This window comes from Neobacillus jeddahensis, from assembly GCF_000612625.1.
GTDB lineage: Bacteria > Bacillota > Bacilli > Bacillales > Cytobacillaceae > Neobacillus > Neobacillus jeddahensis.
Map to the genome: position 1 here is coordinate 33,247 of NZ_CCAS010000035.1, position 15,855 is coordinate 49,101.

A 15,855-nucleotide genomic window follows, 5' to 3' on the forward strand; every position below is an offset into this window, starting at 1 on the left:
GAACATAATAAGGCGAAGTAATTAAACATGTAATTTTTAGGACAATGAAAAAATCTGGAGGTGCACACATTGGCTGAACAAAACAAAGAAAATCCAGAATCATTATCACGAAGGAAGTTTATTCAAAACGCCGGTTTTACGGTGGGTGGGCTAGCGGTTGGTGGGATCATCGGCAGCTTGATTCCAAAAGAAAAAAAGACAGAAACAAAAGTATCTCAGCAGAAATCGGAGGACTTTAACCAAGCCCTGATGTATTTCACCCCTGAACAATATCAGGTGGTTGATGCGGCCACAGAACGGATTTTTCCTGAGGATGATCATGGTCCAGGTGCAAAGGCGTTAGGAGTAGCCTTCTTTATAGATCACCAATTATCGGGTAATTGGGGCTTTAATGCCAGGGAATATATGCAGGCCCCCTTCTTCCGTGGTGAAAAAGTACAAGGCTATCAAGGCCGCTTGAACCGAAGAGATATTTTCGATATTGGCATCCGGGAAATGCAGAACCATAGTCAGGCTGTCTATAAGAAGGATTTTACTGAACTGAGTGGAGATGAACAGGACGCCGTTCTCAAGGACTTTGAGGCCGACAAAGTGGATATCACCACCATTTCACCGAATGGCTTTTTTCAAATGCTTCGCAGTGTCACGTTAGAAGGGGCCTACAGCGATCCCCTTTATGGTGGAAATAAAAATATGGATGGCTGGAAAATGAAGAATTACCCAGGCAGCCAAATGGCTTATGCCGATATTATTGACAAGGACTTTAAAGTAGTGAAGCCACAAAGTTTAAAAAGTCATATGACTCATTAGTAGCTGAGACATAAATAGAGGAATCCCTAGAAAAGGAACTATTTTTTAAAGAAGAAGGTGGAAGTATGGCAAGAAAGTTGCCAAAAGTTGATGTGGTCATAATTGGAGTTGGTTGGGCAGGTGGAATTATCGCCTCGGAACTAACAAAAAAGGGCCTGAAGGTAGTAGGATTGGAACGAGGAAAAGAAAGAAAAACAGAAGATTATTTCATGGTTCATGATGAACTGCGCTATGCCCTGCGCTACGAGCTCATGCAGGATCTTTCGAAAGAGACAATAACTTTCCGGGGCAACGAAAAGGTCCGAGCTCTGCCAATGCGGCAATATGGCTCCTTTTTACTTGGGGATGGCCTCGGCGGTTCAGGGGTCCACTGGAATGGGCAGACCTTCCGCTTTCTCCCCTATGATTTTGAAATCTATAGTAAGACCGTGGAACGGTATGGAAAAAATAAAATCCCTGCCGATATGGCCCTGCAAGATTGGGGCATTAAGTATGATCAATTAGAGCCCTATTATGATCGGTTCGAAAAACTGGCTGGCATCTCCGGTGAGGAAAACCCGCTCGCCGGAAAACGGTCCGATAAATATCCAACTCCGCCGATGAAAAAGTCACCGGCAATGGAAATGTTTGAGAAGGTCACGAAACAAATGAAGCTCCATCCGTATATGATGCCATCTGCCAATCTGTCTGAGTCCTATAAAAATCCGGATGGAATCCAGCGGGCCGCCTGTCAATATTGCGGTTATTGTGAGCGCTTTGGCTGTGAATATGGGGCAAAGGCTGATCCCGTCGTCACCGTTATTCCTGTTGCCAATAAAACGGGTAACTTTGAAATTAGAACTCATTCCAATGTGAGACGGATCTTAAAAACGGGCGATAAAGTTACAGGGGTCATGTATACAGATGTGACAACGGGTGAGGATATTGAACAACCGGCCGATATTGTTGTCTTAACAAGCTATGTGTTCAACAATATCCGCCTCCTCCTCATGTCTGACGTAGGCAAGCCGTATGACCCTAACACCGGGACTGGTGTGATTGGGAAAAACTATGCCTATCAAGTGATTAAAGGAAATGCCGTCGGCTTTTTTGATGATAAAGAATTTAATACGTTTGCCGGTGCGGGGGCGCTTGGTATGGTGGTTGATGATTATAATGGCGATAATTTTGACCATAGCAATCTGAACTTCATCCATGGCGGGATGATTTCCCTTTCGCAAACAGGCTTACGTCCGATTCAAAATAATCCGGTTCCCGGCGGAAAACCAACCTGGGGTAAGGAATTCAAGGCCAATTCTGTAAAATATGCCAATCGCTTTCTATCGGTGGCGTCTCAAGGTTCGTCGATGCCGTTCAAGCGCCACTATCTTGACTTGGATCCTAGCTATAAAGATGCATACGGCGACCCACTCATTCGGATTACCTTTGATTTTGAAGAGCAAGACCGGCAAATGGCCAAGTTCCTAGCGACAAAATGTACGGATATCCTGAAGGGAATGGGTCCAAATCATATTGATTCGATGAAAGACTTGGGTCCTTATGATATTACTACCTATCAATCGACCCACAATACCGGCGGGGTCATTATGGGGGCGGATCCAGCCACCTCAGCTGTCAATAATTATTTGCAAATGTGGGACGTCGATAATCTGTTTGTCGTCGGGGCATCAGCTTTCCCGCATAACTCTGGCTATAATCCGACAGATACAGTGGGGGCCTTAGCCTACCGTGCTGCGGAAGGAATTTTGAAGTATCGGGATCAGGGTGGTCAAGTGGTATAAGTTGTTTGCTTTTTAGAATCCGCTTACAATGGATTTAACTATAGGGATAGTGTTAATATAGAAAAAGTAAACGGGAAAGGGAGAGACTGAAATGACAACACAAAATGAAAACGAGACATTACCGCCAAAAACATGTTCCGTTGAACGACTGGTAACGGTGAAAACGGATATAGAGAAAGTTCTTTTAGGTCAAAAAACAGCTACACGCCGGAATGGCAGATATGCAGATCCAGGTGAGATCATGACCCTTGAAGGCCGCCAGTTTATCGTAGAAAAAGTTTATTCGCAAAGCTTAGGTGAACTGACAGATGAGGATGCTCGCCGCGAGGGCTTCGAAACGGTGGAAGAGTATAAGCAATCCATTCTTTCGTATCATCCCGGCATGCCGTGGCTGCCGCAAATGCGCGTCTGGGTGCATGAATTCCGCCCTGTTTTAGCTGAATAATTGAGTAGTGAGAATGGTCCATTAATGAGATGGACCATTTTTATATTTACATAGACGCCTTGCAATCGAATTAATTGTTTTATTTAGCTAAACGAAATTATAATAGCTGTAGTAGATTTGGCTGACAGTTTGGGGTGGGAACATGAAATTTTTAGGGAAATACGCGAAAAAATATTGGAAATCTTTTAGCATTGCGGTCTTATTTCTCACCTTTGAGGCAATAAGCGATTTGATGCAGCCAACCATTATGGCAAAAATTATTGATAACGGCGTCGTGAATAGAGACATCCACTATGTCCTGAAAATGGGTGGTCTGATGCTACTGATTACCGCCTGCGGTGCGGTCAGTGCCTCAACAAGAAGTGTCCTTGCCAGCATTGTTTCACAAAATTTTGGCACCGAGCTTCGCTCCGATTTGTTCAAAAGGGTCCAAACCCTTTCATTTAAAAATCTTGATAAATTTGACCGGGCTTCGTTAATCACGCGCCTGACCAATGACGTAACCCAAGTCCAAGTCTTTGTAAATGGACTAATGCGTATTTTTGTGAAGGCCCCGTTACTTGCGATCGGCGGCCTCGTGATGGCGACGCGACTAAACTTGCATTTATCCGTCGTCTTAGCGGTAGTGGTTCCGATTGTCGCACTGTTAATCATTTTGAATTTGCGCATGGGCTTTCCTCTCTTCTCGAAAGTGCAGCAGGCTTTAGATCGGGTTAACTCTGTCATAAGGGAATACTTATCAGGGGTTCGCGTCGTCAAGGCCTTTAATCGCTTTGATGTCGAAATTGGCAAATTTTCCAAAGCAAACGATCATTTTAAAAACCAATCGATCGCCGCAGGGCGCCTTATGGCCACCTTTAGCCCAGCGATTATGCTCACGGTGAACCTTGGCATCGTTGTCGTCCTCTGGATGGGCGGTCTTGGCGTTGAATCGGGCGAGATTCAAGTAGGTCACATCATTGCTTTTACCAATTATATGACGCAAATCTTATTCTCCTTGATGATGATCTCGATGGTTTTCAATATGTTTGTCAGGGCAAAGGCATCAGCGGGAAGAATTGATGAGGTGTTTATACAGGAGGATTCCTTTACGTGGGAAAAAGAGACCGTGCCGCCGTCACACCAATCGGAAAAAGGAAGAATTGATTTTGAACACGTCTCCTTTTCCTATGAAGGTACAAGTGGTGAGCCGATCCTGAAAAATATCAATCTGACGATTTTACCCGGTGAAACCGTGGGTATTATCGGCTCGACCGGTGCAGGGAAAAGCACCTTAGTCGGGTTAATTCCCCGTTTCTATGATGTCGCGAGCGGCTCTATTAAAGTAAATGGTCAAGATATTAAACAAGTGGATCCGCAAAAGCTCCGCGATAAAATTGCGATTGTCCCGCAAAAAAATATTTTGTTCACCGGCAGTGTGGCTGAGAATATCCGCTGGGGCAAAGAGGATGCCACGGATGAGGAAGTGATCACAGCCGCAACGATTGCCGGGGCAGATGACTTTATTAGCGCCTCTCCCGAAGGCTATCAAACAGGCATTGGTCAGGGTGGCGTTAATTTTTCCGGAGGCCAAAAGCAGCGGATTTCGATTGCCAGGGCTTTAGTGAAAAAGCCGGAAATTTTGATTTTAGATGATAGTACAAGTGCGGTCGACGTCGCTACTGAGGCAAAGATCAAGGCGGCATTGAAAAAATATGCCCAAGGCCTAACCTGCCTGCTGATTGCTCAGCGGGTTACCTCGATTATCGATGCCGATAAAATCGTTGTCCTTGATCATGGGGAACTTGTCGGTGTGGGAACGCACCAACAATTAATCGATGAATGCCAAGTGTATCAAGAAATTTATCAATCACAGATGGGTAAGGAGGTTTTGTAAGTGTCAAAAGGAGCAGAACAGTCTCAAACTACCCCTCCTCCCCTCCGGCCTGGCGGTGCCCATCATCTTCGAGGACCTGTAGTAAAACCTAAAAATTTTAAAGGTACCTTAAAGCGGCTTTGGCAATACTTTGGAAATGAACGAAAAATGCTGGCACTCATCTTTTTCTTTATTATCCTTGATGCGGTATTAATGCTGCTGGCACCCTTCTTAATCGGGAAGGCCGTCGATGCCATGAGCTTAAACCATGGCAAGGTTGATTTTCACTTTTTAGAAATCATGGTAATTGTTTTGACCTGTGCCTATGTGGCCGATGCCACGCTTACGTTTTTACAGGGATGGCTGATGGCTGGGGTCGCTCAGCGCGTGGTCAAACGCCTACGGGATGCCTTGTTTAAGAAGCTGCAAAAGCTGCCCGTGTCCTTTTTCGATGCGCGCGCACATGGGGAACTGATGAGCCGGCTCTCAAACGATGTCGACAATGTGAGTAATACGATTTCCCAGTCGACCACGCAACTCATGTCCGGGTTAATTGTGATTATTGGCTCGTTAATCATGATGGTCATTTTAAGTCCGGTGTTAACTATTGCAAGCTTGATTACCGTCCCGCTTGTGTATGTACTGACACGGACGATCGCAAAAAGAACGAGTGTCTTATTTAAAAATCAACAAGTCCAACTGGGCAAATTGAATGGCCATATCGAGGAAACCGTCTCGGGGATTGAGGTCGTGAAGGCCTTTAATCACGAAGAAAAGGTGATCGAGGAGTTCGAAGTGGTTAATACGAGGCTGCGTGATGTCGGCCTTAAGGCGCAAATTTGGTCTGGCTTTTTGATGCCAATTATGAACGTAATTAATAATCTTGGCTTTGCGATTGTTGCCGTTATCGGGGGCATTCTTGCCGTCAAGAGCCTGATTACGGTCGGGGCAATTGCCAGTTTCATCACCTATTCGAGACAATTTGTCCGCCCGCTGAATGATCTTGCCAATATTTTTAACATCCTTCAGTCTGGTGTTGCCGGTGCGGAGCGCGTCTTTGAAGTTATGGATGAACAGGAAGAGGCGAAGGACCAGCCGGATGCCGTGCCGTTGGAAAAACCTAAAGGCCATGTCGTGTTTGAAAACGTCAGCTTTGGCTATCGTCCCGATGTCCTTATTTTAAAAGATGTTAGTTTTGAGGCAGAGGTTGGCAGCAGTACCGCCTTGGTGGGACCAACCGGTGCCGGAAAAACGACAATCGTGAACCTGCTGACGAGATTTTACGATGTGACCGAGGGGAGAATCTTGCTCGACGGTCGTGATATTCGTGAGTACACAAGGGACAGTTTACGGCGCTGTTTTGGGTTTGTCCTCCAGGATACGTATTTATTTTCCGGAACGATTAAGGAAAATATTAAATATGGTAAGCCTGATGCCACGGATGAAGATGTGGAGCAGGCGGCCCGAATGGCGAATGCCGATGTGTTTATTAAGCGTCTTCCTAACCAGTATGAAACAGTTTTGTCTGAAAATGGCGGGAATTTAAGCCAGGGGCAACGGCAGCTGCTCGCCATTGCCAGGGTCATTTTAGCAAAACCGGCATTGCTCATTTTAGACGAGGCGACAAGTAGTATCGATACAAGAACGGAGCTTCATATTCAGGAGGCACTGCTGAAATTAATGGCTGAGCGAACGAGCTTTATCATTGCCCACCGCTTAAATACGATTCGCGATGCCGATACGATTATGGTCATTGATAGCGGGCATATCATTGAACAAGGCAAACACGATCAGTTAATGGATGCCCAGGGCCGCTATTATCAAATGTTTTTTAATCAGTTTAAAAATGTCGAAAGTGCACTTGAATAAGAAGTTGTTATTAAGAGGGGTGGCCTGCTAATTAAAGCAGCCACCCCTCTTTTTTTAAAATTAAGTGGTGACAAGTGTAAAGACAACTGATAGAATACTTTATGTTTGAAGGATGAGTCTTGTTATCTAATAAGTGCCATTTAGGGAATAATGTAAATAACTGTGACAAACATAGGGGGTTCAGAATGAAACAGAAAAAGGAAATATCAGGTCGAAAATTACTGGGCATTGCCGGAATGGGCTGGATGTTTGATGCCATGGATGTCGGCATGCTCAGCTTTATTATTGCGGCCTTACAGGTAGAATGGAATTTATCACCGGGACAAATGGGCTGGATTGGGAGCGTAAACTCGATTGGAATGGCCGTAGGGGCTCTTGTGTTTGGCTTAATGGCGGACCGAATTGGCAGGAAGAATGTTTTTATCATCACCTTATTATTATTTTCCGTTGGTAGTGGCCTTTCTGCTTTAACGACGAGCCTAGCAGCCTTTTTAGTATTGAGATTTTTTATCGGGGCAGGTTTAGGCGGCGAGCTGCCGGTAGCCTCGACACTTGTATCGGAAACGGTTCCTGCAGACAAGCGTGGTCGAATTGTCGTTTTACTGGAAAGCTTTTGGGCAGGCGGCTGGTTAGTAGCTGCCGTCATTTCCTATTTTATTATTCCAAAATTCGGCTGGCAAATTGCCTTGCTTATTAGTGCTATTCCTGCTTTATATGCCTTATATCTTCGGATGGGGCTGCCTGATTCACCACGGTTTACGGCGGTTAAGGGGAAGGAGAAAGTCACTGCCCTACAAGGTTTGAAGAAGCTATGGTCAAAGGATTATAGTCGCCAAACCGCGATGTTGTGGATTGTTTGGTTTTGCGTGGTCTTTTCCTATTATGGAATGTTCCTCTGGCTGCCGAGTGTCATGGTGATGAAAGGGTTCAGCATGATTAAAAGCTTTGAATACGTGCTCATCATGACATTGGCTCAGCTGCCGGGCTATTTTACAGCTGCTTGGTGCATCGAAAGATTTGGCCGGAAATTTGTGTTAGTCGTCTATTTACTTGGGACTGCAGTAAGTGCCTATTTCTTCGGTACGGCAGAATCAACTGCCTTGTTAATGACGGCAGGGATCTTGCTTTCATTCTTCAATCTTGGTGCTTGGGGTGGACTCTATGCCTATACGCCTGAACAGTATCCGACGATTATTCGTGGAACTGGCTCGGGTATGGCGGCAGCCGTTGGGCGAATTGGCGGCGTGCTAGGACCATTATTGGTTGGGAATCTGGTTGCCAAGGAAGTTTCCATTTCGCTGATCTTTACGATCTTCTGTATTTCTGTTTTAATTGGAGCGATTGCTGTGTTCAGCTTGGGAAAAGAAACAAAGAGCAAAGAATTAGTATAATAATTAACGAAAGAGATTCCGTAATCCGGGGTCTCTTTTCTTCATTTTCAGCCCGAAGAAACATATACAACCAAAGTATTTATAAATGTTTATACATTGCATTTAAAAGTATTTCACTATTCGCTTTACTGTAATAAAGCTTTACAATCCTGCAGGTGGATAATTATTATTATTTTCTAAATTATTTTAAAATAATTTAGAAATAGACTAGACGAACCCCCAAATATTATGTACAATGTTTTCAGAATATTATATTTTTTAAAAAGAATTAGACTAATTCGTTGGGGAAATTTTTAAAGAAAATAGGGGGTAAATCCATGAGGAAGAAAAAAGTAGCTGGAATCTTTATGTCGTTTATGGTTGCAGCAGGGGTATTGGCAGGATGTAATTCTAGTGCAAGTGGAGACGGAGACAGTGAAAAGAGCGGCACGATTAAGATTGGTGCCAACTTAGAACTATCTGGCGGCGTAGCTTCATATGGACAATCGGCAAAAGAGGGTATTGAGCTAGCCATTGAGGAAATCAACAAAGAAGGTATTGATGGTAAAAAATTAAAGCTTGTTACAGTCGATAATAAATCAGATGCAGCCGAAGCGACGAGTGGCGCCCTTAAGCTTGCTACCCAAGATAAGGTTGTTGCCATGATTGGTGCAGCAACAAGTACAAACACACTTGCACAGGTTCAAATTGCTCAAGATAACAATATCCCATTAATTACTCCAACTGGTACAAACCCGACGATTACAAATAAAGACGGCAAATTAAGCGACTATGTTTTCCGTACTTGCTTTATCGACCCATTCCAAGGGACGGTGGCAGCGAACTTCGCATCGAATGATTTAAAGGTGAAAAATGCAGCAATTTTAATTGACAGCTCAAGTGACTATGCAAAAGGCCTAGCAGCGGCCTTCAAGGAGTCCTTTAAGAAAAACGGCGGTAAAATTGTTGCCGAAGAGGCCTATGTACAAAAGGATACGGACTTCCATGCAACATTAACTCGTATCAAAGCAGCTAATCCAGAATATGTCTTCCTTCCTGGTTACTATGAAGAAGTCGGTTTAATCATCAAACAAGCTCGTGAACTTGGCTTAGATGTTCCATTCATGGGTGGAGATGGCTGGGATTCTCCTAAACTAGTAGAAATTGCTGGTGCTGATCCATTAAAGAATACGTATATTACTAACCACTATTCTTCTGGTGATGATGATAAAAAGGTTCAAGACTTTGTATCGGCATTCAAAGCGAAATATGATGGGAAGTCTCCAGATGCTTTTACAGCCTTAGGATATGATACGGTTTATTTCCTTGCTGACGCCATTAAGCGAGCTGGAAGCAGTGATCCGAAGAAAATTCAAAAGGCACTTGAGGAAACTGACGGACTTGAGCTTGTCTCTGGAAACATGAAACTAGATAAAAATCATGATCCAATCAAAGCAGCCGTTATCCTCGAGTACGTAAACGGGGAACAAAAATTTAAAACAAAGGTAAATCCATAAAAAGGAAAATTGTATAGCTTCAAACTGGATAGGGAGCGCGGTCTCCCTATTCCAATTTATACGAGAAGAACGTGTTTTTCACATTGAAAAGCTTGTTAACCTGTTTGAATCGTAGATGAAGTCTTGTCCGAAGGAGTGTAAAACATATGGAAATCGTACAGCAGCTAGTAAATGGAATATCCTTGGGAAGTATTTATGCCCTGATCGCTCTGGGATATACAATGGTATATGGTATTGTCAAACTGATTAACTTTGCCCATGGTGATGTATTCATGGTCGGTGCCTTTATTGGCTTTTATTCAATCACTGTCCTTGATATCGGCTTTTTCCCTGCCTTATTAATATCAATGGTCGCATGTGCCATCTTTGGTGTATTAATCGAACGAATTGCTTATAAGCCCTTACGGAATGCCACAAGAATCGCCGCCCTGATTACGGCAATTGGCGTATCGTTGTTTATCGAGTACGGAACCATTTATATCCGTGGTGCTCAACCGGAAGCCTATCCAAGTGGTTTAGTTCCATTAAAAAGCATCGAGCTTTTTGGGGTGAAGATCAGCGGACAATCGATCCTCATTCTAGGAACATCACTTGTCTTAATGGTGCTTCTGCAATTTATTGTTCATAAAACAAAAATCGGCAAGGCGATGCGCGCTGTTTCCCATGATATGGATGCTGCAAGACTAATGGGAATCAACGTGAATAATACAATCTCAGCAACGTTTGCGATTGGCTCTGCGCTTGCAGGTGCCGCTGGGGTCATTTTTGGGATGTATTACACGAAAATTGAACCGCTCATGGGCATCATTCCAGGGCTGAAAGCCTTCGTTGCGGCTGTATTAGGCGGGATTGGAATTATCCCAGGCGCCATGACTGGCGGGATCGTATTAGGCGTCATTGAAGCCCTTGTTAGTGCAGCAGGCTACTCACTATGGCGTGATGGCGTGGCGTTTGTGGTCCTAATCTTAATTTTAATTTTCCGACCTGCAGGGTTATTTGGTAAAAATGTCAGGGAAAAGGTTTAGGGGGTGGCTTCTGCGATGAATATTTTTAAACAAGCAAAGTTTTTCTGGACATCGATCGTGTTAGCCGTAGTTTTTGCAGTCATTATGCAATTCTTGATCGTAGGTGGAACGTTAAATCAATTTTATGTAAATACCCTGTTTTTTATAGGGATTAATATTATTCTAGCGGTTAGTCTTCATTTAATTATTGGCGTTACCGGGCAGTTTTCGATTGGACATGCTGGCTTTCTTGCCGTCGGGGCCTACGCTTCTGCTATTATAACAATGAAATTATCGTTGCCCTTCCCCGTTGCCTTGCTAGTAGGTGGATTAGCCGCAGCTGTTGCTGGCCTTATTATTGGGATTCCAACCTTAAGGCTTAAAGGTGATTATCTAGCGATTGCCACACTTGGTTTTGGTGAGATTGTGAGAATTGTCTTTTTAAATATTGATTATGTTGGTGGCGCAAGCGGGATGACCGTCACCCATTTAACAACATGGCCGTGGCTGATTGGCTGTGTCGTGTTAACGGTTTTAGTCATTGTTAATTTTACGAACTCAACGCATGGACGCGCCTGTATTTCGATTAGGGAAAATGAAATTGCCGCCGATGCGATGGGGATTAATACCACTTATTATAAGGTAGCTGCCTTTGCAATTGGCGCCTTCTTTGCTGGAATTGCCGGGGCCTTGTATGCACACAACTTTTATATTATCCAGCCAACCAACTTCGGCTTTTTGAAATCATTCGATATTTTAATATTTGTCGTACTTGGAGGCTTAGGCAGTTTGTCAGGTGCAGTGATTGCGGCAATCCTGTTGACAATTATCTCTACTTATCTGCAAAGCTATCCTGAAATTAGGATGGTCATCTATAGCTTAGTTCTGATCGTGATGATGCTTTATCGCCCACAAGGCTTGCTGGGCACAAAAGAGATTACCTCATTCTTTAAAGGTGGTAAGTCCGCTAAAGGAGGAGTACAGCATGGCAGCAAAAACACAGTTGCTTAAGGTTGAGAATGCCGGTATCCGCTTTGGCGGTTTGAAGGCGGTCTCGGATGTCAATTTGGAATTAAAACAAGGTGAACTTGTTGGTTTAATTGGCCCAAACGGTGCCGGCAAGACGACATTCTTTAACCTATTAACAGGGGTTTATGTTCCTACAGAAGGAAGCATCTCCTTAGATGGTGAAAAACTAAATGGCTTAGCACCCTATAAAATTACCAAAAAGGGAATTAGTCGAACCTTTCAAAACATCCGTTTGTTTGATGAATTATCTGTTCTCGATAACGTAAAGGTGGCTTATCACTCGCTGGCAAAGCATTCCATCTTTAGTTCAATCTTCCGCCTCCCTTCTCACTTTTCAGGTGAGCGGGAAATGGAGGAAAAGGCGATTGAGTTCTTGAAAATCTTCAAATTGGAAGGTTCCTTACATGAAAAAGCGAAGAACTTACCGTACGGTCAGCAGCGCCGCCTAGAAATTGCCCGGGCATTAGCGGCGAATCCAAAATTATTGCTGCTTGATGAGCCAGCAGCGGGGATGAACCCACAGGAAACGGAAGAGTTAATGAATTTGATTGCCTTAATTCGCGAAAAGTTTGACCTGACAATTCTCTTAATTGAACATGATATGCTTCTTGTAATGGGCGTATGTGAACGAATCTATGTGTTAGACCATGGTCAATTGATTGCCAATGGCACGCCAGAGCAAATCAGAAATAATCCAAAAGTCATCGAAGCGTATCTTGGCGAGGAGGTCTCTTAAATGCTTAAAATTAATGATATCAACGTTTATTACGGTAATATTCACGCCTTGAAGGGCGTGTCCCTTGAGATCAATCAAGGGGAAATTGTCACCTTGATTGGGGCAAATGGTGCGGGAAAAAGTACGTTATTAAAAACCATTTCAGGGTTATTAAAACCGAAAAATGGCGAGATATTATTTGAAAATGAACAGGTCGCCGGTAAGGTGGCTCAATCAATTGTGAAGCGCGGGATTTCCCAGGTTCCAGAGGGCCGCCGCGTCTTCTCAAACATGTCGGTGGAGGAGAATTTAGAGTTAGGTGCCTATTTACGAAAGGATAAAAAGGGAATCAAGGAGGATTTTGAAAAGGTCTATCAGCTCTTCCCACGCCTTGAGGAGCGGCGCAAGCAGCAATCGGGTACATTATCTGGAGGAGAACAGCAAATGCTCGCTATGGGCCGTGCCTTAATGGCTAGACCACGACTGCTGTTATTGGACGAGCCTTCGATGGGGTTAGCCCCACTATTGGTTAAAACGATTTTCCGGATTATTGAGGAAATCAACCAAACAGGAACAACGATTTTGCTTGTCGAACAGAATGCCAATATGGCCCTATCGATTGCGGATCGTGCATATGTCATTGAAACGGGAAAAATTGTCGCTGCCGGGACGGCTGCAGAGCTTAGCCAAAGCGATCAAATCAGAGCTGCCTATCTTGGTGGACATTAAAAGGTGCTGGGCCATTGCCCAACACCTTTTTCAATTTTTACATCTTCATCTTCCGTCGTTCAGGGTCAAGCTGGAATTGCTGGCGTCGTTGCGGACTAATGAGATGTTTAATTTTATTGGAGTAATCCTCATACAATTGTTCCATTCCGACTAAGGCCAATGAAAAGAAGTTGGCGTAATTCTTTTGAACCTCCCACTTTAACTCATTCTTCCCGCAGATACTGTATTTGTTTAACTCCTCAATTTCCTTTTGAATCTTCGCTAATTCCCCTGCTTGTTCCTCTTCCGGAAGTGCAAGGACATGATCAATTTTAATAATATAGTCCTGTGATTTACTAATTTTATCTTTGATATCAAAATAGCCTGCTTGATCGATAAGCTTGTATTTCAACTTAAAGTCATTCAACCGTTCCGCCGCTTCATAGGTGGAATTGACAATGTCATCGCGAGTCATATCCTTTGTTTCATAGCTGAGCATATGCTTCCAGGATGGCTGGGTGATCGCCTTGCGGTGGTCCTCAAGGGTATGGCAGTACTTCTTATAGCCATGGATTTCAGGATGCTCAAAGGCTGGGCTCGCTGGATCAAGGAACGGTGCGAGCGGTGCAACAAAGTAAAAGATTCGTGGATCCTGCCCACAGGCTAAATGAATGGTTTCACAAAAATCAATATTATCGACGGCACTTTGATAGGTTTGCCCTGGTATGCCCACCATAAAGAATAGATCAATTTTTTTACAGCCATGCTTTAGAGCAAAATTTAGCGTATCAATAACCTTTTGGTTAGTACAACTAAACTTCCCATTGTAGCGCCTGATTTTTTCATCATGCGTTTCAAGGGTAATTTCAATGCTGTATTTTGGCACACTATCATTCATCAATTGGAAAAATTCTTCATCCGCATATTGGAATAGCTCGAAAACAATTTCATTTTTCAAGTTGAGTTTTTTCAACCGGTTGAAAAATTCATGATAATACTCTCGCCCCCCTTGGCGCAGGTCATGGAGAATAAAGATCGGTGCCCGGCTAAAACGGGAAATAAATTGGATATCCTCAATCAGCTTTTTCGGCGACCGGAGTGCAAGTGAATTCCGGTTACAGTTTTGGTCGTAGGCATCGCGTGAACCACCACAAATGAGACAGTTCTGGGTACAGCCCCTGGCCGTTAGCAGCGCGGTGTTTGGATATTGTAGCCAGCCATTGTAGGGAAGTGGATCAAGGAAGTTCCGATACTTAAAAACGGATCGAATCGTATAGCGATAACCAGGGACATCGACATCATCTAAATCCTTTGGTACATAGGTGATAGGGTTGAAGCCACACTCGCTCCCCTTTTTCCAAGTTAAATTCGGAATGTCCGCATAATGCGTACTGCCTGTTTCAATCTTATTCATTAATAGTAACATCAGCTTTTCCGTAGAATCACCGCGCATAACAAAGTCGATAAATGGATAGTCAATCAATTCTTTGTGATAGTAGGTAGCCGATAATCCCCCAAAGATGATCGGTGTTTTCGGATGGAGGTTCTTAACTAGTTTGGCGAGCTCAATACTGCCGTGGGCATGCGGCAGCCAATGGAGATCGATCCCGAACGCCTTCGTTTTGATTTTGCGAAGTTTCGCCTCGACATCGAACTTTTCACTCATCAACATTCGGTTCGCAATATTGATGATCTTCACGCGCAGCCCGTATCTTTCTAAGTAGTCAGCAATACTTGTCAGGCCGATAGGGTACATCTCGAATACGGGCGAGGATGGGACGACATCACTAATTGGACCAGCTAGCAAAGAGTTTTTTCTAAAATCATAAACACTTGGAGCATGTAATAACACTAAATCGTATTTCATTGCTTTCACCTCAGGTTCATTTGTGGAAAATATATAAAAAAAATGAGTTTACAAAGGGTAGATTTGTTTGTGAAGTAAATCACATATAGATGTGTGAAATGGTGATAATCCCCATCTTTTGTGGATGATTTCCTGTCAAATTTAGTGTACTATAATACGGGTTTAATAGAGTGACAAATGGGTGACAGATTATGGGTGATTTTGTGTAATTTTTAGAGAATCTGCTATGATTATTCAAAAAGCTGTTACATTTATTTTTTTGGAGGGAGTTGGGTCTATGGCACAGGTAAAAACCAATGCTATGCGCATTCTTGATGCACAAAAGGTTCGTTATGATATGCTGACCTATGATAATAAAGATGGGAAAATTGATGGAATTTCGGTCGCAGAGAAAATCGGTAAGGACCCGAAGGAAGTATATAAAACACTTGTCGCTCAAGGCGCGAGTAAGAGCATTTTTGTTTTTGTGATTCCGGTAGCTGAAGAGCTGGATCTGAAAAAAGCAGCCCAGGTGACTGGTGAAAAAAAGGTCGAAATGCTACCGGTCAAGGATATTCAAAAATGGACGGGCTATATTCGCGGTGGCTGCTCTCCGATTGGGATGAAGAAGGAATATAAAACCTTATTGGATGAAAGCTGCAGGCTGCTTGAGACGATGGTCGTCAGTGCCGGAAAAATTGGTATCCAGATTGTCATCGCCCCCAGCGATTTACAGGAGCTGACGAAGGCAGAATTTAGGGACGTCATTAAATAGTTAGGTTTTTTCCCATGGGCACTCACCTATAACCCATCAGTGCATAGGATAGGGTGAAAGCTGTCGCCTCCAAAACCAACAGGGGTAGCTGAGGCGTAGTTGAACTCTTAAGAGGAGTGTTGAGGAGTGGC

Annotated in this window: 13 protein-coding genes; 12 read left to right on the forward strand and 1 reads right to left on the reverse strand. The window is 43.7% G+C overall.

Annotated features, from left to right (window positions below):
• Positions 1–69: 69 nt before the first annotated feature.
• The 11 genes from TY15_RS15025 to TY15_RS15075 all read left to right on the forward strand — a co-directional run bounded on the left by TY15_RS15025 (position 70) and on the right by TY15_RS15075 (position 13,124).
• Positions 70–810, forward strand: a complete 741-nt coding sequence (locus TY15_RS15025; protein WP_040206784.1) for a gluconate 2-dehydrogenase subunit 3 family protein — start codon at positions 70–72, stop codon at positions 808–810.
• 65 nt (positions 811–875) lie between these two features.
• Entirely contained in the window at positions 876–2,591 is a 1,716-nt protein-coding gene (locus TY15_RS15030; RefSeq protein WP_040206786.1) for a GMC family oxidoreductase, read from the forward strand.
• A 91-nt stretch (positions 2,592–2,682) separates the two neighbouring features.
• Positions 2,683–3,036: an ASCH domain-containing protein gene (locus TY15_RS15035; RefSeq protein WP_040206787.1), complete on the forward strand. Its 354-nt coding sequence runs from the start codon at positions 2,683–2,685 to the stop codon at positions 3,034–3,036.
• Between the two features lie 142 nt (positions 3,037–3,178).
• Positions 3,179–4,912 carry an ABC transporter ATP-binding protein gene (locus TY15_RS15040; protein ID WP_040206788.1) on the forward strand — a complete coding sequence of 578 codons (1,734 nt, stop codon included), beginning with the start codon at positions 3,179–3,181 and terminating at the stop codon, positions 4,910–4,912.
• Positions 4,913–6,760: an ABC transporter ATP-binding protein gene (locus TY15_RS15045; protein WP_040206790.1), complete on the forward strand. Its 1,848-nt coding sequence runs from the start codon at positions 4,913–4,915 to the stop codon at positions 6,758–6,760.
• Positions 6,761–6,945: 185 nt separating this feature from the next.
• On the forward strand, positions 6,946–8,151 hold the full coding sequence (locus tag TY15_RS15050) for an MFS transporter (protein ID WP_040206793.1): 1,206 nt from the start codon (positions 6,946–6,948) through the stop codon (positions 8,149–8,151).
• A 317-nt stretch (positions 8,152–8,468) separates the two neighbouring features.
• Complete coding sequence (locus TY15_RS15055) at positions 8,469–9,647, forward strand: ABC transporter substrate-binding protein (RefSeq protein WP_040206795.1); 1,179 nt, start codon at positions 8,469–8,471, stop codon at positions 9,645–9,647.
• A 146-nt stretch (positions 9,648–9,793) separates the two neighbouring features.
• Positions 9,794–10,672 (forward strand): branched-chain amino acid ABC transporter permease, encoded by an 879-nt coding sequence (locus TY15_RS15060; protein WP_040206798.1) that lies wholly within the window; start codon positions 9,794–9,796, stop codon positions 10,670–10,672.
• Positions 10,673–10,687: 15 nt separating this feature from the next.
• Complete coding sequence (locus TY15_RS15065; protein WP_040206800.1) at positions 10,688–11,662, forward strand: branched-chain amino acid ABC transporter permease; 975 nt, start codon at positions 10,688–10,690, stop codon at positions 11,660–11,662.
• The gene (locus TY15_RS15070) at positions 11,637–12,416 is read left to right on the forward strand and encodes an ABC transporter ATP-binding protein (protein WP_040206803.1); all 780 of its coding nucleotides are present in this window, start codon (positions 11,637–11,639) and stop codon (positions 12,414–12,416) included. The genes TY15_RS15065 and TY15_RS15070 overlap by 26 nt, the downstream gene beginning before the upstream one ends.
• Positions 12,417–13,124 carry an ABC transporter ATP-binding protein gene (locus tag TY15_RS15075; protein WP_040206806.1) on the forward strand — a complete coding sequence of 236 codons (708 nt, stop codon included), beginning with the start codon at positions 12,417–12,419 and terminating at the stop codon, positions 13,122–13,124. It abuts the gene before it with no gap.
• A gap of 37 nt (positions 13,125–13,161) precedes the next feature.
• Here TY15_RS15075 and TY15_RS15080 read toward each other — a convergent pair whose 3' ends face one another.
• The gene (locus TY15_RS15080) at positions 13,162–14,970 is read right to left on the reverse strand and encodes a TIGR04190 family B12-binding domain/radical SAM domain protein (RefSeq protein WP_040206808.1); all 1,809 of its coding nucleotides are present in this window, start codon (positions 14,968–14,970) and stop codon (positions 13,162–13,164) included.
• Positions 14,971–15,247: 277 nt separating this feature from the next.
• Here TY15_RS15080 and ybaK point away from each other — a divergent pair, with 277 nt between their 5' ends.
• Positions 15,248–15,724, forward strand: coding sequence for a Cys-tRNA(Pro) deacylase (gene ybaK, locus TY15_RS15085; protein ID WP_040206903.1), 477 nt, complete (start codon positions 15,248–15,250; stop codon positions 15,722–15,724).
• Positions 15,725–15,855: the final 131 nt, after the last annotated feature.